Below are 25,912 nucleotides of genomic sequence, written 5' to 3'. Positions count from 1 at the left end.
CCCTGGCGGCAGCTCGCGGTCAACCGTCGTCGCCGACGAAGCGATAGCCGACACCAGGCTCGGTGCGGATGATCTTCGGGTCGGCCGGGTCGCGCTCGATCTTGCCGCGCAACTGGCCGATGAAGACGCGCAGATAATGCAGATCCTCGCCATGCGCGACGCCCCAGACCGAAGTTAGAAGCGTCCTGTGGGTGACGACGCGGCCGGCATGGTGCGCCAACATGACCAGCAGGTCATATTCCTTCGGCGTCAGCCGCACCGGCTCGCCATCCTTCGTCACCACGCGCTTGATCGTGTCGATCGACACGCCGCCGGCGGAGAGTTGTGTCTGGCCGCCATCCATTTGCACCCGGTGGCGAAGCGCTGCGCGGATGCGGGCGGTCAACTCGCCGATGCCGAAGGGCTTTTCGATATAGTCATCGGCGCCGAGATCGAGGGCGGCGATCTTTTCGCTCTCCCGGTCGCGTGCCGAGAGGATGATGATCGGCACCTGCGACCAACCGCGCAAGTTCGCGATGACCTCCTTGCCGTCCATGTCCGGCAGGCCGAGATCGAGGATGACGACATCTGGCGCACTCGTCGCCGCCGCCTTCAGCGCCTCGGCGCCAGTCATCGCCTCCAGTATGTCGTAGCCGGCGGCGCTCAATGCGGGTTTCAGGAAACGCTGAATCTGGGGTTCGTCGTCGACAACGAGGATACGCTCCACGCTCATGCACGGTCCTTTTCGGAGATTTCAGGCTTGGCGGCGGGGAAACGCATGGAAATGCGCGTGCCGCGGCGGCGCAGCGCCGGGCTCTCCGCCTTGATCTGGCCGCCCATGGCCTCGACGAAGCCCTTGGCGATCGAAAGCCCCAGCCCCGTCCCCGGCGTGCGGCCATCTACCTTGCCGCGGCGGAAGAATTTTTCAAAAACCTGCTCGATATCCTTCGGCGCAATGCCCTTGCCGAGATCCGTCACCGACAGCACGATTTCGTCGCCGTCCGGGCGGGCATAGATGCTGACCGGCTCTCCGCCGCCATATTTGTTGGCGTTGTCGAGGAGGTTGAACAGCACCTGCCCGAGAAGCACGCTGTCGCCGCGCATCAAGGGAAGATCCGGTGCGATGCTGGTCTCGATCTCGCGCTCGGGGAAATACTTGCGGGCACGATCGACGGAAGCGCGTACCGCGTCGGCGACATCGACCCAGTCGCGCTTGGCGTTGACCGTGCCGGCTTCGATACGGGTCATGTCGAGCAGGTTGGCGACAAAACGGGTCAGACGCCCGCCCTCCTCCTCGATCGATTTCAGCAAATCGTCACGGCTTTCCGGCGGCATGCGGTCGCCGAGTTGCCGCAGGCTGGTGACAGCCCCGGTAATGGTGGCAAGCGGCGTCCTGAGGTCATGCGAAATGGACGACAGGAGGGCCGCACGAAAGCGTTCGCCTTCGAGCTTCGCCGCCTGGTCGAGGCTCTCGCGCGACAGCCGTGCCCGGTCGACGGCGATCGCCGTCTGGTCGAGGATTGCCGCCAGGGCTCGCTCTTCGTTGATCTCCAGCGGCCTGTCCGCCTGGACGAAACCGCAGACGCCGACGACGCCGTGCGGGCTCATCAGCGGGCGGAAGTGAAACGGGCTGTTCGGCAGCGTTCCCGTGCCATTGCCGGCCGGCTCCTGCTTGTCCATCGCCCAGCGCGCGGCCATGGTATCGGTGACGTCGAGCTCGGTGTCCGGTGGCCAGGCGGCCTTCAGCAGCAGGTCCCCCTCCTCCGGCAACAGAAGCGCAGCGCTGCGCCGCAATGTCGTCTGCATCTGCGTCACCGCCGCCCAAAGCACATCGTCCACCTTGGCCGTGCCCGAAAGCTTGCGAGAAAAATCGTAAAGCGCCTGGGTCGCGGCGGCGCGCCGGCGTGCGGCCTTTGCCTGTTCGCGCACTTGAAGAGGCGAGGCTCCCGGCAAGAGCGGCCGCCACAAGAAAGATGAACAGCGCGAAGACTTCGTGCGGCTCGGCAATGGTGAAAGTGCCGACCGGTTCGATGAAGAAGAAATTGTAGGCCAGAACTGAAAACAGCGCCGCGGCGATCGCCGATATGTGGCCGGCATAGGTCGCCGACGCCAGCACGGCGAGCAGATAGAGCAGCGAGATGTTCGGCAGGATGATGAAGCGCTCGATCAAGAGGCCGAGGGCCGTCGCAGCGCCCACCGCGCCGGCGGCTATGGCGATGGCGCGCCCGGTCCCGGGCGGCAGAGACTTCTTCGCGGCCGGCCGCGGCTTCGGTGCCGCCGGCGCGCGGTCGGTCACGAGGTGGATGCCGATACCCGATACCCGCTCTGCCAAGGCGTCGGGGAGCGACTGGCGGAAGTAGCGCGTCGGAAAGGATTGGCGACGCGCGCCGATGACGATCTGCGTCGCATGTTCGCGGCGCGCGAGTTTCAGGATTTCCTCGACGAAGTCGTTGCCGACGATGCGGCGCGTCTCGGCGCCGAGTTGTTCGGCGAGACGGAAGGTCTCGTCAAGCCGGCGCACGTCCTCGCCGTCGCCGCTTTCGCGGTCGGCGCGTTCGATGAAGACGACGATCCAGGGGGCGTTCAATCCCTCGGCGAGCCGGCTGGCGGTGCGGACCACTTTTTCCGACAGGGGATCGGAACCGATGCAGACCAGCAGGCGCTCGCCGCTCGCCCACACTCCTTCGATCGCGTTCTGCTTGAGGTAGTCGACCATCTGATCGTCGACCCGGTCGGCCGTACGCCGGAGCGCCAGTTCACGCAATGCCGTCAGATTGCCGAGGCGGAAAAAGCGATCGACCGCGCGCTTGGCGCTGTCGGGCAGATAAACCTTGCCCTCTTTCAGCCGCTCGATCAGTTCGGCCGGCGGCAGATCGACCAGCAGCACCTCGTCGGCGCGCTTCAGCACCGTATCCGGCACCCGCTCGCGCACCGGCACGCCGGCGATCTGGGCGACGATGTCGGAGAGGCTTTCGAGGTGCTGGATGTTCAACGCGGTCCAGACATCGATACCCGCGGCTATCAGTTCCTCAATATCCTGATAGCGCTTCGGATGACGGCTTTCAGCCGGGTTGCTGTGGGCGAGTTCGTCGACGACGATGATCTTGGGACGTCGGGCAAGGGCCGCGTCCAGATCGAATTCGGAAAGCACTCGACCGCGATGGTTGACATCGCGGCGCGGCAGGATTTCCAGTCCCTCGACCAGCGCGGCGGTCTCGCCGCGCCCGTGGGTTTCAACCAGCCCGATGACGATATCGACGCCGTCTTCCTTCAGACGCCGGGCCCGGGTCAACATCGCATAGGTCTTGCCGACGCCGGGCGCGGCGCCAAGGAAAACGGTCAGTTTTCCCCGGCGATCCTGCGCGGCAAGGGCCAGAAGCGCGTCTGGGTCCGGGCGACTTTTGGCGTCACGTTCACTGTCGGGCATTCGTCATCTCGGGCATGCGTTCTCAAGCCTTGGCCTCATGTTCGAGGCCCATCAAGGGCCAGGTTCAGTTCTAGCACATTGACGCGCGGCTCGCCTACGATCCCGAACAGACGACCTTCCGTCACCCTGTCGACCAACGCGGTGACATCCGCCTCGCTCAGGCCGCGCGCCTTGGCGACGCGAGCGATCTGCGCCCGGGCAAAGGCCGGCGTGACATGCGGGTCGAGGCCGGAACCCGATGTCGTCACCGCGTCTGCCGGGATCTCGCCGGCAAAGCCGGCGGCCTTCAGCCGCTCGACGTCGGTGGCCACGCGATCCCTCAGCTTGACCGAAGTCGTACCGAGGTTGGAGCCGCTCGATGCGCCGGCGTTATAGGCCTCCGGGCCGGTCGCAGACGGGCGCGGCAAGAAGTACCTGTCGGAGGTGAAGTTCTGGCCGATCAGCTCGGAGCCGATGAGGATGCCGTCCTTCTCGATGAGGCTGCCGTTTGCCTGTGCCGGCATCAATACCTGCGCGGCGCCGGTGATGGCGAAGGGGTAGGCAAGCCCGGTGATGGCGGTGAGCAGCACGATCATCACGATGGCGGGACGAATTTGGTTCAGCATGGTTACACCAGATTGAGTGCGTTGACGGCGAGATCGACGAGCTTGATGCCTGCGAAAGGCAGAAGGATGCCGCCGAGACCGTAGACGAGCAGGTTGCGACGCAAGAGCGCAGCCGCACCGACTGGTCGATAGGTGACGCCTTTCAGCGCCAGCGGGATCAGCGCGACGATGATCAGCGCATTGAAGATGACCGCCGACAGGATCGCCGATTGCGGCGAGCCGAGGCCCATGACGTTGAGCGCGGCGAGCGCCGGATAGGTGGTGATGAACAGCGCCGGGATGATGGCGAAGTACTTCGCCACGTCGTTGGCGATGGAGAAGGTCGTCAGCGAACCGCGGGTCATCAGAAGCTGCTTGCCGATCTCGACGATCTCGATGAGCTTGGTCGGACTGGAATCGAGGTCCACCATGTTGGCGGCCTCGCGCGCGGCCTGCGTGCCGGTCTGCATGGCGACGCCGACATCGGCCTGGGCAAGCGCCGGCGCGTCATTGGTGCCGTCGCCGCACATGGCAATGAGGCGACCGCCCTGCTGCTCCTTGCGGATATAGGCGAGTTTGTCCTCGGGCGTCGCTTCGGCGAGGAAATCGTCGACGCCCGCTTCGGAGGCAATGGCGGCAGCCGTCACCGGGTTGTCGCCGGTCACCATGACCGTGCGGATGCCCATGGCGCGCAACGCCGCGAAGCGCTCCTTGATGCCGGGCTTCACCACGTCCTTCAGATGAATGACGCCGAGCAGGCGTGGGCCGTCGGCAACGGCGAGCGGCGTGCCGCCGCTGCGCGCCACCTGGTCGACCGCGCGGCGGAACTCGCTCGGTACGTTCTCGTCGCGGATGCCGGTAAACTTCAGGATCGAGTCGACGGCCCCCTTGCGCAGCCGGCGGCCGGCGAAGTCGACGCCCGAGAGCCTCGTTTCCGCGGCAAAGGGGATGACCGCATCGATCCGGGTTGCGCCCGCCTGGCTTGCGCCGCCGCCGACGGCAAGCGCCACGACCTCACCCTTGCCTGCATCGGGCAGCGAAACGACCGGTAACTGGCGGCCGAACTCGCCGGTCGCAAGCGCCGCGATCGAGCGGCCCTCCGGCGTTTCGTCGGCAAGGCTCGCCAGTAGCGCGGCGTCGGCAAGCTCCGCCTCGCTGACGCCCGGCACCGGCATGAAGTCGGCGGCCATGCGGTTGCCGAAGGTGATCGTGCCCGTCTTGTCGAGCAGCAGCGTGTCGACGTCGCCGGCAGCCTCAACCGCACGGCCGGAGGTGGCGATGACGTTGAAGCGGACCAAGCGGTCCATGCCGGCAATACCGATCGCCGAAAGCAGGCCGCCGATGGTGGTCGGGATCAGCGTCACGAGGAGCGCGGCCAACACGGTGACCGACAACACGGTGCCGGAGTAGCCGGCAAGGCCCCAGAGGGTGACGACGGCGACGAGGAAGATCAGTGTCAGGCCCGAAAGCAGGATCGACAGCGCGATCTCGTTCGGCGTCTTCTGGCGCTGCGCGCCTTCGATCAGCGCGATCATGCGGTCGACGAAAGTGTTGCCGGGCGCGACGCCGATGCGGACCTTGATCCAGTCGGAGAGGACCTGCGTGCCGCCGGTGACGGCCGAACGGTCGCCGCCCGATTCGCGGATAACGGGCGCGGATTCACCGGTGATGGCGCTTTCATTGACGGAGGCGACGCCTTCGACGACCTCGCCGTCGCCGGGGATCAGTTCGCCGGCCTCGACCAGCACGAGGTCGCCGACCTTCAGCGAGGTCGCCGGGATCGACTGGGTTTCGCGGCCCTCGGCCGATACGAGCTTGCGCGCCGTCAGCTCGGACTTGGTGCGCCGCAGGCTGTCGGCCTGGGCCTTGCCGCGCCCTTCGGCGACGGCTTCGGCGAAGGTGGCGAAAAGCACCGTAAACCACAGCCAGGCGGCGATCTGCCCGGAGAAGAGCGGGCTGCCGGTGGCGGTCATAAGATCGCGGACAAAAAGGCCGGTGACCACGGCCGCAACCACCTCGGTGACGAAGATCACCGGATTGCGCACGAGCTGGCGCGGGTCGAGCTTGACGAAGGCCGCCTTGACCGCCGGCAGGAGGATCGCCGGATCCAGAAGACTGGGAGCGACTGGTTTGGAAGACATGTGTCGAATTCCTTTAGAAGGTCTGGCCGGCAAGCATCGAAAAATGCTCGACGATGGGACCGAGAGCGAGCGCCGGGAAGAACTGCAGCCCGCCGAGAATGAGGATGATGCCGACGAGCAGACCGACGAAGAGCGGCGTGTCGGTCGGGAAAGTTCCCTTGGAGGCCGGCACGCGCGTCTTGACGGCGATCGAGCCGGCGATCGCCATGACCGGAACCGCATAGGCGAAGCGGCCGAGCAGCATCGCGAGCCCAAGCGTCGTGTTGTACCAGGGCGTATTGCCGGTGAGCCCGCCGAAGGCCGAGCCGTTGTTACCGGCTGCCGAGGTGAAGCCATAGAGGATTTCCGACAGGCCGTGCGGACCGGCGGTGCCGACGCTCGCCACCGCAAACGGCAGCATGGCGGAGACGGCCGTAAAGCCGAGGATCGTCACCGGCAGAATGAGGACCGCAAACATCGCGTATTTCATCTCGCGGCTTTCGATCTTCTTGCCGAGCAGCTCCGGCGTACGGCCGACCATCAGGCCGGCGACGAAGACGGCGAGGATCGCGAAGACGACCATGCCATAGAGGCCGGAGCCGACGCCGCCGGGCAGGACTTCGCCGAGCTGCATCAGGAACATTGGCACGAGGCCGCCGAGGCCGGTCAGCGAACCGTGCATGCCGTTGACGCCGCCATCCGACAGGCCGGTCGTGACAGCCGCATAAAGCGCGGTCATCGCCTGGCCGAAACGGACTTCCTTGCCCTCCATGTTGCCTAGCGTGGCATCGAGACCAAGCGCGGTCAGGATCGGGTTGCCCTGGGCTTCCGCCCAGTAGACGACCGCGACGCCGGATATCAGCAGGACGGCGGTAACGGCGATGAAGGCCCAGCCCTGGCGACGGTTCCCGACCATCTGGCCGAAGGTGTAGATGAGCGCCGCCGAGATCGACAGCATCGAGAAGATGTTGAGGTAGTTGGAGAACGCGGTCGGGTTCTCGAACGGATGCGCGGCATTGACGTTGAAGAAGCCGCCGCCGTTGGTACCGAGCTGCTTGATCGCTTCCTGGCTTGCGACCGGCCCGAGCGAGATCGTCTGCTTGGCGCCCTCGAGCGTCGTTGCGGTGAGATCGGCGTGGAAGGTCTGGGGCAGACCGGTCCAAACCATGGCAAGGGCCATGACCACGGCGATCGGCAGCAGCACGTAGAGGGTCGAGCGGGTGAGATCGACCCAGAAATTGCCGACGGTCGCGGCGTTCGACCGGGCAAAGGCGCGCGTGACGGCGAGCGCCATGGCGATGCCGGTCGCGGCGGATACGAAGTTGTGCACCGTGAGCCCGGCCATCTGGCTGAAGTGGCTGAGCGTGGTTTCGCCGCCATAGTTCTGCCAGTTGGTGTTGGTGACGAAGCTGACCGCCGTGTTGAAGGCGAGGTCGGACGGCATGCCGGCGAAGCCCTGCGGGTTCATCGGCAGGTAGGCCTGCAATCTCAGGATCGCGTAGAGCGATGCGAAGCCGGCAAGGCTGAAGGCGAGCATCGACATCGTATAGGCAAGCCAGCCCTGCTCCTTGTTCGGATCGACGCCGGCGGCGAGATAGAGACCGCGCTCGACGGGACCGAGGATGGGCGAAAAGACGTTGCGCTCGCCGGAGAAGACCCGCGCCATGTAAAGCCCCAGCGGCTTGATGACGATCAGGACGGCGATGAAGAGGAGGCTGATCTGCAGCCACCCGATGATAGACATGGGATTTCTCCGCTCAGGAAAATGTGCGGTGCAAAGGGCAACCCGGGTCTGGAAGCGTTGACCCGAGCCAAAACCTTCGACCGGCGTCAGAACCGTTCCGGGCGAACGAGGGTGACGACGAGATAAGCCGCAAGTGCGACGGCGACGGCGAGACCGATCAGGGCTTCGAACATCGTGCCCCTCCCTAGAGGCGGCTCAGGGCGCGCGCATAGAGCGCAAACACGACAAAGCCGCCGATGCCGGCGGCAAGGAAAAGAATATCGGACATGCAAATTCTCCGGACTGTTGAGGTCCGGATCTTGCATCCGATGCAGGTCAATTATCGATTGCGATGGTCGGAAGGGCGCATAAGGAAAAGATAAAGACGCCCGCTGAAGCCTGCCAGGAACCGTGTGAGGCGGCTTCCCGTCCGCGACCGCGCTTCGCGGAGATCGGATCATCTCATCGCATCATGGAACGACGGATCGTTCGAGACGGCTGCGCTTGGCGGCCTCTGGCTCGTGCTCAAGGCTCTTAGCCCTTGACGATGTGATTTACTGTCGCTTCGGGTGACGTGGCGACTTCGCGCATCCACTCGCGCCAGATGGCGACCAGCAGGGCCATCAGCACCGGGCCGACGAAGAGGCCGAGGAAGCCCATGGTCTTCACGCCGCCGACCAGGCCGAAGAAGGTCGGCAGGAAGGGAAGCTTGATCGGACCGCCGACGAGGCGCGGGCGCAGCGTCTTGTCGACGATGAAGAGCTCGGTCGTGCCCCAGGCAAGCAGGGCGATACCGTGAACCGGCGAGCCGCTGGCGACGAGATAGATCGAAACCAGCGTGAAGCAGAGCGGCGCGCCGCCGGGGATCAGGGCCATCAGGCCGGTGATGATGCCAAGCGTGACCGGCGACGGGACGCCGGCCAGCCAGTAGGCGACGCCGAGCACGATGCCCTCGCCGATCGCGATGATGCCCATGCCTGTGACCGTCGAGCTGATCGTCAGCGGCACGACGCGCGACAGCCTCTCCCAGCGCATCGGGAAGATGCGCTCGCCAAGGCGGTCGAGCTGGGCGGAGAAGGACTGTCCGTCGCGGTAGACGAAGAACAGCGTGATCAGCATGAAGAGCAGCGTCAGGAAAGCGTGGAACGTCGAGGCCCCGACGACCAGAACGCCGCGGTAGATGTTGCCGATGTTGGAGCCGCTGACGAGCTGGACGAGCTCGCCAAGAGCGCCCGGATGACCGATATGCTTCACCCATTGTTCGCCGAGCCAGACGCCGGCAATCGGAATGCTGGTCAGCCAGGCGGGCACCAGCGCACCATTGGCATTGGTCTCGACCGCCCAGACAACCCAGTCGCGCACTTCATCGACCGCATAGACTGCGGCGATCGAGATCGGCACGACGATGAAGGAAATGACGCTGACGATGGCGATGGTTGCGGCCAGCGTGCGGTTACCGTTCACGGCGGCGAGCAGCCGGCGATAGATCGGCCAGCTGGCGAAGCCGATGACGACGGCGGCCAGCACGGGCACCACGAAACCGTGGAAGAAATAGACGCCGGCCAGAAGAACGAAGACCAGCATCCAGCGGGCAGCGGTCATGGGACCGACGAGGGCATGACGCGAAATGGCAGTGTGCCCGAGAAGCCGTGGCTCCACCGCAAAATTCTCTCGTTCGCGATTACCCAACTGCACCAATGATCCTCCGTCTTCCGACGAGCTTACAACAAACCCGCGGCCTTGCCAGCCTACCTAACACCGCGCGCCGCCCCTTTGCCCCTGCTTTACGGTAGTTTCAGGGCCACCGCGACGCTAGCGGCGGGACATGACAGAAAAATTTAGGAGGGTTCAAGTTTCGCCGGCCTTCTTTCGCCAAAACCGGTCATTCCGCCGCAGGCTTTGCTGCCATGCGAGCCGGTTGCGCGCGGTCGACGAACACGGATGCGAGGAAGATGCCGAAGCCGGCAACGCCGAGAACGGCGCCGACGAGGCCGGTGGACGTCCAGCCGTAGCAGGCGGCAATCGAGGCGCCGCCGAGCCAGGCGCCGAGCGCATTGGCGAGATTGAAGGCGGAATGGCTGAGGGCTGCGGCCAGCGTCTGTGCCTCGCCGGCGACATCCATCAACCGCGTCTGCACGCCGGGCACGACGGCGAAGCCGCCGCCGATGAAGAGCACGTTGACGATCGCGATCCAGGGATTGCCCATGGTGAAATAGAAAAGCACATAGGCGAAGATATTGAAGGCGATGGCGATGCCGATCGCCGGCAGCAGCGCCCAATCGGCAAGCCGCGCGCCGACGATGTTGCCGAGGATCATGCCGGCCCCGAAAACCGAAAGCATGACGGGCACATTGGCAAGGGAAACGCCCGCGACTTCGGTGAGTGCCGGCGTGATGTAGCTGAAGACGGCGAACATGCCGCCGCAGCCGATGGCACAGATGCCGAGCATCAGCCAGACCTGCAGCTTGCCGAGCGCGCCCAGTTCGCGAAGCGGCGTCGCCTTCGGGTTGCCCTTGTCCCGCGGCACATGGACGAAGGTCAGCGCCATAGTCAGAAGGCTGATGCCGCCGACGATCGCGAAGGCGGACCGCCAGCCAAGCGCCTGGCCGAACCACGCGACAAGCGGCGTGCCGAAGAGGGTTGCGATCGTCAATCCCATCATCACCCGGCCGACGGCGCGCGCCCGCTGGTTCGGCGCCGCGAGGCCCGCAGCCACCAGGGCGGCAACGCCAAAATACGCACCGTGCGGAAGACCGGCGAAGAAGCGCGCCGCAATCAGCGTGTAGAAATCCGGGGCGATCGCGCTGGCAAAATTGCCGATTGCGAAAATCAGCATCAGTGCCAGCAGCACGCGGAAGCGCGAAAAGCGGGCGGCGAGCACGGCAATCAACGGCGCACCGACGACGACGCCGAGCGCATAGGCGCTGATCACTGCCCCTGCCCGCGGCACCGAAACGGCGACGTTCTCGGCGACCTGCGGCAAGAGACCCATGATCGCGAATTCGCCGGTGCCGATGCCGAAACCGCCGACGGCAAGCGCCACTTCGGCGGCAGAAACGCCCGCGCGGCGCGGTTCGACGGCGGAAGAATAAGCTTCGTCACACATGAGCAATGGCCTGCATCGTCCGGCCCGAACGGACCGGAGAAAAATCTGGGGGATATGTCGGCGGGCGTTGGATGGACCAACAGGGATATGCTGCAATGCAATACAGAATTTTGCCTTGGCAGGCAAAGCTTTTGCGGCTCTCGTCATACTTTTTCAAAAGCGCCGGCAGCGCCTGTTAATCGCAAGCCAAGTTGACGTTTACGTCAAAGTCATATAATCCCGAATCTCAGCTTGAAGCGGTGTCTCAAAAGCATCATCTTCATCGGCATGAGAAGGTCGGGAGGGATTTTCTCAGGCCGCGAGCAGGCCAGCCTGTGGCGACCAGAGGGAGAGAGGTCATGGTGGAAGTCAGCGCACAACAAACGGGGACCAGCCCAGGCAAGATCTGGCTGAAATCCTATCCACCCGGCATTGCCGCCGAAATCGGCTCCCTGCCCTATAAATCGATCGGCGAGTTCTTCGACCACGCCGTCGCCCGCTATTCGACCCGCCCGGCCTTCACCTGCATGGGCAAGACCCTGAGTTTTGCCGACCTCAATGCCGAATCCGCCAAGATCGGCGCCTGGCTGCAATCTCTCGGCTTCGCCAAGGGCGACCGCGTCGCGGTGATGATGCCGAACATCCTGCAGAACCCCGTCATCGTTTACGGCATCCTCCGAGCGGGCTTTACCGTCGTGAACGTCAACCCGCTCTATACGCCGCGCGAATTGCAGCACCAGCTCATCGATTCCGGCGCCAAGGCGATCTTCGTTCTGGAAAACTTTGCGCACACCGTGCAGCAGGTGGCCGACAAGACCTCCGTCAAGCACGTCGTCGTCGCCACGATGGGCGACATGCTGGGTCTCAAGGGCGCGATCGTCAATCTCGTGGTCCGCCGCGTCAAGAAGCTGGTGCCTGCCTGGTCGATCCCCGGCCACCTCTCGTTCAAGACCGTGCTCGCCAAGGGCGGTCGCAGCACGATGAAGAAGCCGAACGTCGCGCCCGGCGACGTCGCCTTCCTGCAATATACCGGCGGCACGACGGGGGTGTCGAAGGGCGCAACGCTCACCCATTCGAACCTCTTGTCGAACATGGCGCAGATGGAAATCTGGTTCCAGACGGCGTTCCGCTCGCGGGCGCGGCCGGACAATCTCGTCTTCATGTGCGCGCTGCCGCTCTACCACATCTTCGCGCTGACGGTGAATTCGCTGATGGGCCTTGCCACCGGCGGCAACAACATCCTGATCCCCAATCCGCGCGACATCCCGGGCTTCGTCAAGGAACTCGGCAAGTACAAGACCAACATCTTCCCGGGTCTCAACACGCTGTTCAACGCGCTGATGAACAATGCGGAGTTCCAGAAGCTCGATTTCTCGTCGCTGATGCTGACATTCGGCGGCGGCATGGCGATCCAGCGCCCGGTGGCGGAACGCTGGAAGCAGATGACCGGTTGCTCGATCGCCGAAGGTTACGGCCTGTCGGAGACCTCGCCGGTGGCAACGGCCAACATCCTCGATGCGACCGAGTTCACCGGCACGATCGGCATGCCGATCCCCTCCACCGACGTCGAGATCCGCGACGACCAGGGCAACACCTTGCCGATCGGCGAAGTCGGCGAAATCTGCATCCGCGGCCCGCAGGTGATGGCGGGCTACTGGCAGCGCCCGGACGAGACAGCCAAGGCGATCTCGCCGGATGGTTTCTTCCGCTCGGGCGACATCGGCTTCATGAATGCAGCCGGCCTGGTCAAGATCGTCGACCGCAAGAAGGACATGATCCTCGTCTCCGGCTTCAACGTCTTCCCGAACGAGATCGAGGAAGTGGCGATGACCCATCCAGGCATTCTCGAATGTGCGGCAATCGGCGTTCCGGACGAGCATTCCGGCGAGGCCGTCAAGCTCTTCGTGGTCAAGAAGGATCCGGCGCTGACGGAGGAGGAGGTCAAGCGCCACTGCGCCGCCAACCTCACCAATTACAAGCGACCACGTTACGTCGAATTCCGCACCGAACTACCGAAGACCAATGTCGGCAAGATCCTGCGAAAAGACCTGCGCGGCTGAGTTAGTCCAAAATTCAAACGATTTAAAAAATCCTGAAAACCGCCGTTTCGGCGGTTTTACGGACTTGATTTGGGCGGCTTAAAGCGAATAGCTACGCAGGCGATTGTCCGACACCCCTGTCCGACCAAGGAGCCCTGCGATGAAAGCGCTTGTCGACCAACTCAAAGCAACCGCCGCTGAGACCAACGCAACCGATATCCGCGCCGCCTTCGCCAGCGACGCCGAACGCTTTCAGCGGTTCAGCACCACGCTCGACGACCTGCTGTTCGATTATTCGAAATGCGCCGTCAACGACAGGGTGCTCGACGGCCTCGAGGCGCTCGCCAAGGCCGCCAAGGTCGCGGAGAAGCGGGACGCCATGTTCCGCGGCGACATCATCAACATCACCGAAGAGCGCGCCGTGCTGCACACGGCGCTGCGCAACCGCGACAACCGCCCGATCCTCGTCGACGGCAAGGATGTGATGCCCGACGTCAACGGCGTGCTCGATGCCATGGGCGCCTTTGCCGACGGCATCCGCTCGGGCGCGCTCAAGGGCGCGACCGGCAAGAAGATCACAGACGTCATCAATATCGGCATCGGCGGCTCCGACCTCGGCCCGGTCATGGCAACGCTGGCGCTTGCGCCCTTCCATGACGGCCCCCGACTTCACTTCGTTTCCAATATCGACGGCGCCCACATCGCCGACACGCTGAAGCTGATCGATCCGGAAACCTCGCTCTTCATCGTCGCCTCGAAGACCTTCACGACGATCGAGACGATGACCAATGCCCAGACGGCCCGCGCCTTCATCGCCGGCAAGCTCGGCGAAGCGGCCGTCGGCCACCACTTCGCAGCCGTCTCGACCGCACTCGACAAGGTCGCCGCCTTCGGCATCGACCAGGCCCGCGTCTTCGGCTTCTGGGACTGGGTCGGCGGGCGCTATTCGATCTGGTCGGCGATCGGCCTGCCGCTGATGATCGCCATCGGCAAGGAGAATTTCGGCCGCTTCCTCGATGGCGGCCATGCGATCGACGAGCATTTCCGCACCGCGCCGATCCGTGAGAACATACCGGTTCTGCTCGGCCTTCTCGGTTTTTACCACCGCAACGTGCTCGGCTACCCGTCGCGGGCGATCCTCCCCTACGATCAGCGCCTGTCGCGCTTCCCCGCCTATCTGCAGCAGCTCGACATGGAATCGAACGGCAAGGCGGTGACACTTGATAGCACCGCGGTCGAGTACTCCACTGGCCCGGTCGTCTGGGGCGAGCCCGGCACCAATGGCCAGCATGCCTTTTACCAGCTCATCCATCAGGGCACGGACATCATCCCGGCGGAGTTTATGATCGCCGCGAATGGCCATGAGAAGAACCTGCGCCATCAGCACGAGCTCCTGATCGCCAATTGCCTGGCGCAGTCCGAGGCGCTGATGAAGGGTCGTACGCTCGCCGAGGCCAAGGCGCAGCTCACCGCCAAGGGTATGGCGGACGCCAAGGCCGACAAGATTGCTCCGCACCGCGTCTTCACCGGCAACCGCCCGTCGCTGACGATCGTCTACGACCAGCTCGATCCCTTCGCGCTCGGCCGCCTGATCGCGCTCTACGAGCACCGCGTTTTCGTCGAAGGCGCGCTGTTCAACATCAACTCCTTCGACCAATGGGGCGTCGAGCTCGGCAAGGAGCTGGCAACCGGCCTGCTGCCGGTCGTCGAAGGCAAGGAGAGTGCCGCCGGCCACGATTCTTCGACCGCGGGCCTGGTGGCGGCCCTGCTGAAGGCCGCTCGCTAAGGCGCAGTTCCAAGCAGTTCCACCGGGGACCGCACCGCTTCAAATAATGAGGCCCGAGGCGCAGATCGCGCCTCGGGCCTCATCATATGATGCAGGCCGGCACCAGCACTTTTTCGGAAAAGCGAACAGATATGGCACGCCACCAAGCTCACAATTGACGAGAATTACTTATTGTCTTACGATAAAAATACAAGCAAAAACGATAAAGGAATTTTCATGACGGACTCCGCTGAGAGGCTGCGCAAGCTCAGCCGCTTCATGAAGCTCATGATCCTATTGGGTGGCGCGGTGTTCTGCTCGGCCGTCGTCTATATGCATTGGCAGATCTTTTTCGACCGACAGGGTTTCGAGCAGGGCATTCGTGATATCGTCTTCCCCCGCGTGGGGGCGATTACCCTTTCCTACCGCGCCATCGCCACGGTCATCTTCCTGACTGCCATCAACAATGCGCTCGTTATTGCCGGCCTCGCCTTCGCCTGGCAGCTTTTCGACAGTTTCCAGCGCGGGGAGATTCTCTCCGGCCGCAATGGCGTGCTGTTGCGGCGGGTGGGGTTGACCGCGCTTGCGGGAGCTCTGTCCCTGACGATCAGCAACGGCATCGGCATCCTGGCCGTCACCTACGACAACCCGGGCGCCACGGGACATGCGGTGATCTTCGACATCAATGGCGGCACGATGATCGTGCTGCTGATGGCCGGCCTGGTCGTCGGCCTTGGCCACGTCGTCGTCATCGCTTCGGGGGTCGAAGCGGAGAACAGGAGCTTCGTCTAGCGCATGCCGATCGTCGTCAATCTCGATGTCATGCTGGCGAAACGGAAGGTCCGCTCACGCGACCTCGCCGAACAGGTGGGGATCACCGAGCAGAACATCTCGCTGCTGAAATCGGGCAAGGTGAAAGGCGTGCGCTTCGATACGCTGGAAAAGATCTGCGCCGCGCTCGGCTGCCAGCCGGGCGATATCCTGGAGTATCGCCCGGACCCGGAAGAATAAGAAAGCTCAGAGACCGATTTCGTGCTTCCACGGCGGATTTGCGCCGGCGCGCGAGACGGTGACCGCAGCTGCCTTGGCGCCGAGCGCCAGCGCGTTACGGACCGCGGTTTCGCCGAGAGCGGCAACGTCGGCCTTGGTCAGGAGACCGCTGAGCTTCAGCGACGCCAGCACGCCGGCATCGAAGGTATCGCCGGCACCGACCGTGTCGACCACCGTCACCTTTTCGCCGGCAACCTCGACCTTGTGGCGCGCCGTATAGCCGACGGCGCCGTCGGCACCCTTGGTGATCAGCACCAGCTTCGGCCCGCGCTTCAGCCATTCGGCAGCGAGGTCGTCGTGGCTCCCTTCCATGCCGAACCAGGCGAGATCCTCGTCGGAGAACTTGATGATATCGGACATCGCCGCCATGCGGTTCATGCGCGCCAGATGGGCGTCCCTGTCCTTGATGAAACCGGGACGGATGTTCGGGTCGAAGGAGATCACCCGCTTTTCGTGCTCGCGCGTCATCAGCGCCTCGTAGGTCGAGCCGCAGGGCTCGGGGATCAGGCTGATCGCGCCGAAGTGCAGCGCCTCGCAGAAATCACCCAGCGCCGGCAGGTGCTCGCGCGTGATCATCCGGCCGGCGGTGTTCTCGTCGAAGAAGGCGTAACTGGCGTGGCCGTTGACCAGCTTGACGAAGGCGAGCGTCGTGTGCAGCGAGAGCGTCGCACAGGGACCGAAATCGACATTCGCCGCCTTCAACGTCTCGCGCAGGATATCGCCGAACATGTCGTCGGAAAGACCGGTGAAGAAGCCGGTGGGAATACCGAGGCGACCGAGCGCGATGGCCGTATTGAAGATCGCGCCGCCGGCATAGGGCGCAAAGGCGCTCTCGCCCGCGGTCGTGTCCCGCGGCAACATGTCGATCAGCGCTTCACCGCAACATACGATCATCGGCTTTTCCTCCTCAATGACACTTCAATCGATTTAAAAAGAGTAGCTCAGGCGTTGCGACGCCCCGGCGGCACCGGGGCCTCGTCGAATTTTACGCCAGCGCGCTCACGCCGCCGTTGCGGCCCGACCAGGCGAGCGGCGCATTGAGGAAAGCCTCGACCTCACTCAGCGTCTTCTCGTCGAACAGCGCCTGCTCGCGGGCAACCGCAAGGACGTTGCGCCAGGTGGCGATCCAATGCAGGTCGACGCCCTTGCCCTTCATCTCGCCGACCGCCTCCGGGAAGATGTCGTAGTAGAACAGCGCAATGCCGTGGTCGACGATGCCGCCGGCCGCGCGAATGGCATCGATGAACTTGAACATCGACCCGCCGGCCGTCGTCAGGTCCTCGATGACGAGCACGCGCGCGCCTTCCGGCATATGGCCTTCGATCTGGGCGTTGCGGCCGTGGCCCTTCGGCGCCTTGCGGACGTAGATCATCGGCAGGCCGAGGCGTTCGGCAAGCATGGCGGCAAAGGGAATGCCGGCGGTTTCGCCACCGGCGACCACGTCGAACTTCTCGAAACCGGCCTCGCGCAGGATGGTCGCTGCGGCAAAATCCATCACCGCCGAACGGATGCGCGGGTAGGAGATAAGCTTGCGGCAGTCGATATAGACGGGGCTCGCCATGCCGGACGAGAGCTTGTAGGGCTCATCGGCGCGGAAGTGTACGGCCTTGATCTCCCAGAGCATCTTGGCGACCAGCTCGGCCATCACGGCCTTGTCGGTGAACGCGTTGGAAAACATCAAACTCTCCTTCAAAACTAAAGCGATCAGACGACGGCCCAATGGAGCGGGAACATCGGATCGAACACGGTAACCAGACCGGCGCCGGTCTCGATCTTCTTGGGATAGGTGACGGCTTCAGCCTGCTTGCGCAGCGTGATCGTCTCGTCGTTGACCGGCAGGCCATACCAGGCAGGACCGTTCAGCGAGGCAAAGGCTTCGAGCTTGTCGAGCGCGCGCTCCTCCTCGAACACATGCGCCAGGCAGCTCATGGTGTTGATCGAGGTGTAGATGCCGGCACAGCCGCAAGCGCATTCCTTCAACGGATCGACATGCGGTGCCGAGTCGGTGCCAAGGAAGAAGCGCTTGTCGCCGGAAACCGCGGCGGCGCGCAGTGCCAGGCGGTGGTTCTCGCGCTTGGCGACCGGCAGGCAGTAGTAGTGCGGCTTGATCCCGCCGACGAGGATGGCGTTGCGGTTGATGATCAGGTGATGGGTGGTAATCGAGCCGGCAAGGTTCGCCCTGGAGGCCTTGATGTAATCGATGCCGTCCTTGGTGGTGACGTGTTCCATCGTCACCTTCAGTTCCGGCAGGCGCTTGCGCAAGGGATCGAGCACGGTCTCGATGAACACGGCCTCGCGATCGAAGATGTCGACATCGGACGTCGTGACCTCGCCATGCACGCAGAGCGGCAGGCCGATCTTCGCCATGCGCTCCAGCACCGGCATCGCCTTGTCGATATTGCGAACGCCGCTGTGCGAGTTCGTCGTGGCGCCGGCGGGGTAGAGCTTGACCGCCTTGACGAGGCCGCTCTTGTGGCCGGCCTCGACGTCGTCAGGATCCGTGCCTTCCGTGAGATAGAGCGTCATCAGCGGCTCGAACCGGTCGCCCGCGGGAAGCGCGGCCAGGATGCGCTCGCGATAGGCTGCGGCATCCGCGACCGTCACGACTGGCGGCACCAGGTTGGGCATGATGATCGCGCGGGCGAAATGGCGGCTGGTATCGGCGATGACGCCCTTCAGCATGTCGCCGTCGCGCAGGTGAAGGTGCCAATCATCCGGGCGGCGGATAACGAGGTCTTGCATGGTCAGCGTTCTCCTAGGTCAGAGCAGGCGCAGACGGAAAACCGCCGCTCCAGGCTCGCGCCCGATCCACGCGCGCAGCTTTGCAGCCGGCAGGTGCGGGTCGCGGGCGGTTACTCATGTGGTGGAACCGCGTCTCGATATCACCAATGCGCCCGGAAACACAATCCGCAATCCGACCATCGCTCAGAAATCCGTCAGCACCAGATCGGCAGGCCGCTGACGGCCGACCACGCGATGCGCGTTCGGGATGTCGTTGCCGAGGGCTTTGCGCTTCGCCGCCTCCTCGTCATAGCCGTGATCGTACCACCGCTTCAAAAGCCGCCGCTCCAGTTCCTCGATGCCGGGATTGATGAAGATCGAGAAATCGAAGGCATTTTCGAGCCGGTTCCAGGGCGCCTCGTCGAGCAGCAGATAATTGCCCTCCACCAGGATGATGCGCGTCTCCGGCGCCACAATGCGGGCGGAAGCGATGGCGATCTCGCGCGAGCGGTCGAAGACCGGAACCAGCACTTCGCCGTCATTGGCGCGAACCGCCGCAATCGTCGACAGGAAGGCCCTGACATCGAAGGTCTCCGGCGCTCCCTTGCGGGGGAGCAGGCCCTTTTCCTCCAGAACGGCATTGTCCATGTGGAAGCCGTCCATCGGCAGCACCGCCGCCTTCTCACCCCCGGCGACCAGTGTCTCGGCGAGCGCGTCCGAAAGCGTCGACTTGCCGGCACCGGGCGGGCCGGCAATGGCGACGACGAAACGGGCGGCGCCGGCCGCCCGTTTCAGGATTTCGTTTGCGATCGGCTGGACATTCATGCCGCAAGCGCCTCGCGCGGCGGCTCCTTCGCCCCCGTCATGAAGGCGACCGCATCCGACATCGTATGCTCCTTCGGATTGATGACGCAGAGCCGCTTGCCAAGGCGGTGGACATGGATGCGATCGGCCACTTCGAACACATGCGGCATGTTGTGCGAAATCAGCACGATCGGCAGGCCGCGGGCGCGCACGTCGAGGATCAGTTCCAGCACCCGCCGGCTTTCCTTGACGCCGAGCGCTGCGGTCGGCTCGTCCATGATCACCACCTTGGATCCGAAGGCGGCGGCGCGGGCAACGGCAACGCCCTGGCGCTGGCCACCGGACAGCGTTTCCACCGCCTGGTTGATGTTTTGGATGGTCATCAGCCCGAGCTCGGAGAGCTTTGCCCGCGCCATCTTTTCCATCGCCGAACGGTCGAGCGTGCGAAACAGCTTGCCCATGATGCCGGGTTTGCGGATCTCGCGGCCGAGGAACATGTTATCGGCGATCGACAGCGCCGGCGACAGCGCCAGGTTCTGGTAGACCGTCTCGATGCCGGCGGCGCGCGCATCCATCGGCGAGCGGAAGTTGATCGGCTGCCCCTCGAGCTTGATCTCGCCCTCGTCGGGCGTGATCGCACCGGAGATCGCCTTGATCATCGAGGACTTGCCGGCGCCGTTGTCGCCGATCACGGCGAGGATTTCGCCGGGATAGAGGTCGAAATCGGCATGGTCGAGGGCGGTGACGCGACCGTAGCGCTTGACGAGGCCGCGGGCGGTGAGAATGGGTTCCTGTGTCATCAGGCAGCTACCTTTCTGATCCACTGGTCGATGGCGACGGCCGAGATGATCAACACGCCGGTGAGGAAGACCTTCCATTGCGGGTCGGCGCCCAGCATGTTGAGGCCCATGGAAACGACGCCGACGATCATCGCGCCGATCAGGGTGCCGAGGATCGAGCCTCGGCCGCCGAAGAGCGAGATGCCGCCGATCACCGCTGCGGTGATGGCCTGAAGGTTGTAGTCGGTGACGGCGGCGGAGGGCGAGATCGAGCCGTTTCGGCCGATGGAGACCCAGGCGGCGAGCGCGGCGATGAGGCCGGCCAGCGTATAGGCGCTCAAGAGCACGCGGCTGGTGCGGATACCCGAGAGTTTCGCCGCTTCCGGATCGTCGCCGACGGCATAGAGGTGGCGGCCCCAGGCGGTATGGTTCAGGGCGTACCAGAGGCCGAAGACGAGGGCGACCATGGTGATGACGCCGAGCGTCAGCACCGCGGAGCCAACCTTGAAGCTGACCCCGAAGACATGTAGCATCTGGGTAACGGCGGCGACGTCGGCCTCGCGGATCGTCTCGTTCGCCGAATAGATGAAGTTCGTCGACATGATCACGTACCAGGTGCCGAGCGTGACGATGAAGGGCGGCAGCTTGAGACGCGAGACGAGGAAGCCGTTCAGGAAGCCGCAGGCGCTGCCGACGCCGAGGCCAATCAGGATCGCGAGCGGTGCCGGAAGCCCGTAGGTCACCGCACAATTGCCCATGATCACGGCCGAAAGCACCATGATCACGCCGATCGAAAGATCGATGCCGGCCGTCAGGATCACCAGGGTCTGCGCCGCACCGAGGATGCCGACGATGGCGATCTGCTGGAGGATGAGGGTCAGCGTGTAGGACGAGAAGAACTTCCCGCCGATCGCAATACCGAAGATCAGGATCGCAGCGACCAGCACGATGAACGGCACGGCGGCCGGGGTCGAATGCAGGAAATGCTGGATTTTCTGGATCGCGGTCTTGTCATGCGTGTCGAATGACGCGACCTGCGTCGAACTGTTGACCAGGACTTTTTCGAATTCCTGGGATGGCTGTGCGGCTGTGTTGGGCTCGCCCATGGACCTTCCTCCCGTGAACCCCGCTCCCAAGGGGTTGAGATCAAAGTATTACAGCGACTTTTCACGCATCGAACCGGCGCGTGGCGCTGTGGCGCGTGGCCCGCCCATCAACGTCGCGGGCATTTGCACGCTCGCAAGAAGCTGCGCGGTTTTTATCGCCTTGTCAAAGACATCGGCGCTTACGCGAAGGGCGGCCGGGGCCGCCCTTCCGTTGCTGGCTTGCGTCCGAAGAGCGGAGGCGATCAGCCCCAGCACTTCTCCGTGCCGACCTTGGTGTCGATCGATTCGACGCCGGCAGCCGGCTTGTCGGTAACGAGCGAAACGCCGGTGTCGAAGAAGTCCTTGCCTGGGGTCGGCTTCGGCTTCTCGCCGGTATCGGCGAACTTCTTGATCGCCTCGATGCCGAGTGCGGCCATCATCAGCGGGTATTGCTGCGAGGTGGCGCCGATGACGCCTTCTGCGACCGACTTGACGCCCGGGCAACCGCCGTCGACCGAGACGATCAGCACGTCCTTTTCCTTGCCGACGGCCTTCAGCGCCTGGTAGGCGCCAACGGCGGCCGGCTCGTTGATCGTGTGGATCACGTTGATGTCGGGATCCTTCTGCAGAAGGTTTTCCATCGCCTTGCGGCCGCCTTCTTCGTTGCCGTTGGTGACGTCATGACCGACGATGCGCGGATCGTCTTCGTCGCCGATCTTGTTCGGATCCTTCGGGTCGATGCCGAAGCCCATCATGAAGCCCTGGTCGCGCAGGACGTCGACGGTCGGCTGCGACGGCGTCAGGTCGAGGAAGCCGACCTTGGCGGACTTCGCACCGTCACCCATGGTGGCAGCGGCCCACTGGCCGATCAGCTTGCCGGCGAGCAGGTTGTCGGTGGCAAAGGTGGCATCGGCGGCGGTCGCCGGATCCAAGGGCGTGTCGAGCGCGATCACCAGAAGACCGGCGTCCTGCGCCTTCTTCACCTGGTCGACGATCGCCTTGGTGTCGGAAGCGGCAATCAGGATGCCCTTGGCGCCGTCGGCGATGCAGGATTCGATCGCAGCCACCTGGCTGTCATGGTCGCCGTCGATCTTGCCGGCATAGGCCTTCAGCGTCACGCCGAGTTCCTTGGCCTTGGCGGTCGCGCCCTCCTTCATCTTGACGAAGAACGGGTTGGTGTCGGTCTTGGTAATCAGGCAGGCGCTGACATCGGCAGCCTTGGCCGGCGCAGCGAAGACGACGCCGAGCGACAGCGCGCCGAAGGCAGCGGAAAGAATGGTCTTCTTCATGAAATCCTCCCAAGGATTGAAAAATCGTGCCGGCGGACCGGCCCAGGCCTCGCCGACGCAGCATTGTCCTCCGCTGCAATTGGCGCTTCCGAGACAAAAACAAACACTAAATTTCCGGGGTGTCAATAAATAAATCAAATTGAATTATTATTTCGATGTGGCATTCTTGCGATGACCGCACGTCACCCTGGGATCGGAGCGTAAGGCAAATTGACAGGGGCGCGACAAGCGGAAACAACAGACCTGCGCCAAGCGGGCACCAGAGCGTGATGAGGAAAAGTGTTTACGGTTTTCCGCTCGCACCTCGCTCTAACATATGAAAATCGATGCCAACGGGAGGAGACGGTGGCATGTCACTGACAGACGGTTCCGATCGGGGACCGACGCAACCTGAGGTCATCGACCCGAGCGGTGGTGCCAATCAAACGCGCGTTCGCGCTTACAACGAGCGCCTGGTCATGTCGCTGGTCAGGCGTCACGGCGGCCTCTCCAAAGCCGACATCGCCCGGCGTTCCGGTCTTTCGGCGCAGACCGTTTCGGTGATCATGCGCGCCCTTGAAAGCGATGGCCTGCTGATCAAGGGCGACCCCGTGCGCGGCAAGGTCGGACAACCCTCGACGCCGATGCGCCTCAATCCCGACGCGGTCTTTTCCTTCGGCGTAAAGATCGGCCGGCGCAGCGCCGATCTCGTGCTGATGGATTTCGTCGGCACGATCCGGCTGCAGCTGCACCATGTGCACGCCTATCCGTTGCCGGGCGATCTCGTCGACTTCATCATTTCAGGCATGACGAAGCTTGAACTGCAGCTCAACCCCGACCAGCGCAAGCGGATTGCCGGCATCGGAATTGCGACACCCTTCGAGCTCTGGAACTGGGCGGAGGAAGTTGGAGCGCCGCGCGAAGAAATGAACAAGTGGCGCGATGTCGATTTGCAGGCAGCGGTCGCGGCGCGCACGACTTATCCGGTCTTCCTGCAGAACGACGGTACCAGCGCCTGCGGCGCCGAACTCGCCTTCGGCGTCGGCGCCAGCTATCCGGATTTCGTCTATTTCTACATCGGCTCGTTCATCGGCGGCGGCGTCGTCCTCAACTCCGCACTCTTTTCCGGACGCACCGGCACCGCCGGCGCCGTGGGCCCTCTGCCGGTCTCGGGCAAGGACGGCAAGACCATTCAGCTCCTCAAGATCGCCTCGGTCTTCGTACTCGAGAACCTGCTGCGCGAACGCGGCATCGATCCGCGACCGCTCTGGTACTCGGCCGACGACTGGATCGACTTCGGCGAGCCGCTCGACATCTGGATCGACGACTGCGGCGCGGCACTTGCCCAGGCGGTCGTCTCCGCCGTCTCGATCGTCGACTTCTCCGCCGTCGTCATCGACGGCGGCTTCCCGCCCTGGGTCCGGGCCCGTTTGCTCGCCGCCACGCGCAAGGCACTCCACGAGCTCGACCTCCAGGGCGTGACCATTCCGGAACTGGTGGAAGGCCTGGTCGGCAGCCACGCACGCGCCATTGGCGGCGCCAGCCTGCCACTTTTCTCCCGTTACCTGCTCGACACCAACGTCCTCTTCAAGGAGCTCGGCTGATGCTGAAAGGACTAAACCCGATCCTCAGTCCCGAACTGCTCGCGACACTCCGGGCCATGGGGCACGGCGATGAAATCGCGCTGGTCGACGGCAACTATCCGGGCCAGGAACATGCGCGCCGGCTGGTCCGCCTCGACGGGCACCCGCTGATCCCGGTGCTCGACGCGATCCTCAGCGTGCTGCCGATCGACGATTTCGTGCCGGCGGCAATCTTCCGCGCCACGGTCAAGCAGGACAAGGACGCGCTCGATCCGGTGCACCGCGAGATCATCGAATGCTGCGGCCGACACGAGCCGGACCGCCAGGTCGTTCCCCTGCTCGGCGCGGATTTCTATCCGCGAGTCAGGGCGGCGCATACGGTGGTCCAGACCAGCGAGCCCCGGCTTTACGGCAACGTCATCCTGCGCAAGGGCGTGATCTATCCCTGAAACGCGAAAAGCCCGCCGGCGACCGACGGGCTTTCTGTGATTGCGGTGATGCGCTATCAGGCGCCGCGCTTGTCGACCGACAGAGCGCCGGGGCCGAAGGCGGCGAGCACGAGGAAACCGCCGGCGATCGCGATGTTCTTCATCATCATCAGGCCGTTGAAGACGGTCAGCAGGCCATTGGCTTCCGGCGGGAAGTTCGGGATGTTGATCCCGCCGCTGTGGAAGGCGAAAGCCGTGACCAGGCTGAACGCTGCCAGGAGGTAGGCAGCAATCTTCGTCTGGAAGCCGACGAGCACGGCAAGACCGGCGACCAGTTCGAAGAGGCCGGCAAGGTAGGCGAGTGCGGTCGGTGCCGGCCAGCCGGCGCCGGTGATCATCTGGGCCGTGCCCGACGGGTCCATCAGCTTGCTGAAACCGGACATGATGAACATGATAGAGAGCAGGACGCGTCCGACGAGGACGACAACATTCTGAGGCATGCGAGGCTCCTGTGAGAAACGGGTGTTGGCAACAGAAGTATCAGCATTTTCAAATTCATCTAGCCGCTCCGCGGGCGACAGATCGTTCACGAAAATGAAACGATCGGCCGGCATCGTCAACCTTCGAGCTCAACGTTCTCTCGTTTATCCGCGGACGAACTTGGAACTACATAGTCGCCGTATCGTTCTTTTCTATTGCAAGGACGAAGCGGCTGGGCGAAGAATTTCGGCGCGGCAGGGGACGCCGCGCGCGGGGTCATGTCATGAACGAAATCAACCGGAGCCCGACATTCTGGCGCTCGTTTCCGATCTTTGAAGAGTTCGACAAGAATACCATTGCCGAGCTCGCCGACATCGCGACCTACAGGAAGTGGCCGGCCGGCACGGTCATCTTCCAACGGGGCGACGAAGGCAACTACATGATCGTCGTCATCTCCGGGCGCATCAAGCTTTCGCTGATCACCCCACAGGGCCGCGAGCTGATGCTGCGCCAGCACGAAGCCGGCGCGATCTTCGGCGAGATGGCGGTGCTTGATGGCCAGACACGCTCCGCCGATGCCACGGCGATGACCGCCTCCGAGGGCTACGTGATCGGCAAGAAGGCCTTTCTCGATATCGTCACCAATCGGCCGGAGGCAGCAGAGGCCGTCATCCGCTTCCTCTGCGCACAATTGCGCGACACGACGGAGCGGCTGGAGACCATCGCGCTCTACGATCTCAACGCCCGCGTCGCGCGCTTCTTTCTCGCGACGCTCCGACAGATCCACGGCAACGAATTGCCGGAAAGCGCCAATCTCCGGCTGACCATGAGCCAGACGGACATTGCCGGTGTGCTCGGCGCGAGCCGGCCGAAGGTCAACCGCGCCATCCAATGGCTGGAGGAGAGCGGCGCAATCAAGCGGAGCGACGGCATCATCGCCTGCAAAGTCGGCCGCCTGCAGAGCATTGCCGATCCGGAGGAGGACTAGACCG

The 25,912-nt window shown here is 63.9% G+C and carries 22 protein-coding genes and 1 pseudogene; 7 read left to right on the top strand and 16 right to left on the bottom strand.

What is annotated here, in order from left to right:
* Nucleotides 1-19 precede the first annotated feature (19 nt).
* The 8 genes and pseudogenes from AC1Z3V_RS19605 to AC1Z3V_RS19570 form a co-directional block, all read right to left on the bottom strand.
* The gene (locus AC1Z3V_RS19605) at nt 20-712 is read right to left on the bottom strand and encodes a response regulator (protein WP_483501210.1); all 693 of its coding nucleotides are present in this window, start codon (nt 710-712) and stop codon (nt 20-22) included.
* A pseudogene (locus tag AC1Z3V_RS19600) lies at nt 709-3,406 on the bottom strand (DUF4118 domain-containing protein). Before AC1Z3V_RS19600 ends, AC1Z3V_RS19605 begins: the two are co-directional and overlap by 4 nt.
* Before the next feature lie 35 nt (nt 3,407-3,441).
* The gene (kdpC, locus tag AC1Z3V_RS19595) at nt 3,442-4,011 is read right to left on the bottom strand and encodes a potassium-transporting ATPase subunit KdpC (RefSeq protein ID WP_483501208.1); all 570 of its coding nucleotides are present in this window, start codon (nt 4,009-4,011) and stop codon (nt 3,442-3,444) included.
* A 2-nt stretch (nt 4,012-4,013) separates the two neighbouring features.
* The gene (gene kdpB / locus AC1Z3V_RS19590) at nt 4,014-6,131 is read right to left on the bottom strand and encodes a potassium-transporting ATPase subunit KdpB (protein WP_483501207.1); all 2,118 of its coding nucleotides are present in this window, start codon (nt 6,129-6,131) and stop codon (nt 4,014-4,016) included.
* A 13-nt stretch (nt 6,132-6,144) separates the two neighbouring features.
* Nucleotides 6,145-7,854 carry a potassium-transporting ATPase subunit KdpA gene (gene kdpA, locus AC1Z3V_RS19585; protein ID WP_483501206.1) on the bottom strand — a complete coding sequence of 570 codons (1,710 nt, stop codon included), beginning with the start codon at nt 7,852-7,854 and terminating at the stop codon, nt 6,145-6,147.
* An 86-nt stretch (nt 7,855-7,940) separates the two neighbouring features.
* Complete coding sequence (gene kdpF, locus AC1Z3V_RS19580; RefSeq protein WP_057248082.1) at nt 7,941-8,027, bottom strand: K(+)-transporting ATPase subunit F; 87 nt, start codon at nt 8,025-8,027, stop codon at nt 7,941-7,943.
* A gap of 340 nt (nt 8,028-8,367) precedes the next feature.
* Nucleotides 8,368-9,528 carry an AI-2E family transporter gene (locus AC1Z3V_RS19575; protein WP_429812864.1) on the bottom strand — a complete coding sequence of 387 codons (1,161 nt, stop codon included), beginning with the start codon at nt 9,526-9,528 and terminating at the stop codon, nt 8,368-8,370.
* Between the two features lie 187 nt (nt 9,529-9,715).
* Nucleotides 9,716-10,939 carry an MFS transporter gene (locus AC1Z3V_RS19570; RefSeq protein ID WP_483501204.1) on the bottom strand — a complete coding sequence of 408 codons (1,224 nt, stop codon included), beginning with the start codon at nt 10,937-10,939 and terminating at the stop codon, nt 9,716-9,718.
* A gap of 338 nt (nt 10,940-11,277) precedes the next feature.
* On the opposite strand from AC1Z3V_RS19570, the gene AC1Z3V_RS19565 reads away from it, so the two are divergent.
* The 4 genes from AC1Z3V_RS19565 (at nt 11,278) to AC1Z3V_RS19550 (ending at nt 15,733) form a co-directional block, all read left to right on the top strand.
* Nucleotides 11,278-12,978 carry a long-chain-fatty-acid--CoA ligase gene (locus tag AC1Z3V_RS19565; protein ID WP_483501202.1) on the top strand — a complete coding sequence of 567 codons (1,701 nt, stop codon included), beginning with the start codon at nt 11,278-11,280 and terminating at the stop codon, nt 12,976-12,978.
* A gap of 139 nt (nt 12,979-13,117) precedes the next feature.
* Entirely contained in the window at nt 13,118-14,743 is a 1,626-nt protein-coding gene (pgi, locus tag AC1Z3V_RS19560; RefSeq protein WP_483501201.1) for a glucose-6-phosphate isomerase, read from the top strand.
* Between the two features lie 216 nt (nt 14,744-14,959).
* Complete coding sequence (locus AC1Z3V_RS19555) at nt 14,960-15,514, top strand: hypothetical protein (protein ID WP_483501199.1); 555 nt, start codon at nt 14,960-14,962, stop codon at nt 15,512-15,514.
* 3 nt (nt 15,515-15,517) lie between these two features.
* Entirely contained in the window at nt 15,518-15,733 is a 216-nt protein-coding gene (locus AC1Z3V_RS19550) for a helix-turn-helix domain-containing protein (protein ID WP_429811142.1), read from the top strand.
* A gap of 6 nt (nt 15,734-15,739) precedes the next feature.
* Here AC1Z3V_RS19550 and AC1Z3V_RS19545 read toward each other — a convergent pair whose 3' ends face one another.
* From AC1Z3V_RS19545 to AC1Z3V_RS19515, 7 genes are all read right to left on the bottom strand, one after another.
* The gene (locus AC1Z3V_RS19545; RefSeq protein ID WP_483501198.1) at nt 15,740-16,666 is read right to left on the bottom strand and encodes a carbohydrate kinase family protein; all 927 of its coding nucleotides are present in this window, start codon (nt 16,664-16,666) and stop codon (nt 15,740-15,742) included.
* Between the two features lie 91 nt (nt 16,667-16,757).
* Nucleotides 16,758-17,450, bottom strand: a complete 693-nt coding sequence (locus tag AC1Z3V_RS19540; protein WP_429811138.1) for an orotate phosphoribosyltransferase — start codon at nt 17,448-17,450, stop codon at nt 16,758-16,760.
* 26 nt (nt 17,451-17,476) lie between these two features.
* On the bottom strand, nt 17,477-18,514 hold the full coding sequence (pyrC, locus tag AC1Z3V_RS19535; RefSeq protein WP_483501196.1) for a dihydroorotase: 1,038 nt from the start codon (nt 18,512-18,514) through the stop codon (nt 17,477-17,479).
* A gap of 183 nt (nt 18,515-18,697) precedes the next feature.
* Entirely contained in the window at nt 18,698-19,318 is a 621-nt protein-coding gene (locus AC1Z3V_RS19530) for a nucleoside triphosphate hydrolase (protein WP_483501194.1), read from the bottom strand.
* Nucleotides 19,315-20,097 (bottom strand): ATP-binding cassette domain-containing protein, encoded by a 783-nt coding sequence (locus tag AC1Z3V_RS19525; RefSeq protein WP_429811132.1) that lies wholly within the window; start codon nt 20,095-20,097, stop codon nt 19,315-19,317. Before AC1Z3V_RS19525 ends, AC1Z3V_RS19530 begins: the two co-directional genes overlap by 4 nt.
* Complete coding sequence (locus AC1Z3V_RS19520; RefSeq protein WP_429811130.1) at nt 20,097-21,182, bottom strand: ABC transporter permease; 1,086 nt, start codon at nt 21,180-21,182, stop codon at nt 20,097-20,099. The genes AC1Z3V_RS19525 and AC1Z3V_RS19520 overlap by 1 nt, the downstream gene beginning before the upstream one ends.
* Before the next feature lie 242 nt (nt 21,183-21,424).
* A complete protein-coding gene (locus tag AC1Z3V_RS19515) occupies nt 21,425-22,450 on the bottom strand; it encodes a sugar ABC transporter substrate-binding protein (RefSeq protein ID WP_429811128.1) in 1,026 nt (341 codons plus the stop codon).
* Nucleotides 22,451-22,800: 350 nt separating this feature from the next.
* On the opposite strand from AC1Z3V_RS19515, the gene AC1Z3V_RS19510 reads away from it, so the two are divergent.
* Both AC1Z3V_RS19510 and AC1Z3V_RS19505 read left to right on the top strand, forming a co-directional pair.
* On the top strand, nt 22,801-24,033 hold the full coding sequence (locus AC1Z3V_RS19510; protein ID WP_483501192.1) for an ROK family transcriptional regulator: 1,233 nt from the start codon (nt 22,801-22,803) through the stop codon (nt 24,031-24,033).
* Nucleotides 24,033-24,461: an RbsD/FucU family protein gene (locus AC1Z3V_RS19505; RefSeq protein WP_483501190.1), complete on the top strand. Its 429-nt coding sequence runs from the start codon at nt 24,033-24,035 to the stop codon at nt 24,459-24,461. The genes AC1Z3V_RS19510 and AC1Z3V_RS19505 overlap by 1 nt, the downstream gene beginning before the upstream one ends.
* Nucleotides 24,462-24,517: 56 nt before the next feature.
* On the opposite strand, the gene AC1Z3V_RS19500 is transcribed toward AC1Z3V_RS19505, so the two are convergent.
* A complete protein-coding gene (locus tag AC1Z3V_RS19500) occupies nt 24,518-24,940 on the bottom strand; it encodes a DoxX family protein (RefSeq protein ID WP_483501188.1) in 423 nt (140 codons plus the stop codon).
* Nucleotides 24,941-25,203: 263 nt separating this feature from the next.
* Between AC1Z3V_RS19500 and AC1Z3V_RS19495 the strand changes: the two genes are divergently transcribed.
* Entirely contained in the window at nt 25,204-25,908 is a 705-nt protein-coding gene (locus AC1Z3V_RS19495; RefSeq protein ID WP_429811120.1) for a Crp/Fnr family transcriptional regulator, read from the top strand.
* Nucleotides 25,909-25,912: the final 4 nt, after the last annotated feature.

This window comes from Ensifer sp. 38_S197 (assembly GCF_056924495.1).
This window is presented reverse-complemented; position numbering and strand designations above follow the sequence as displayed.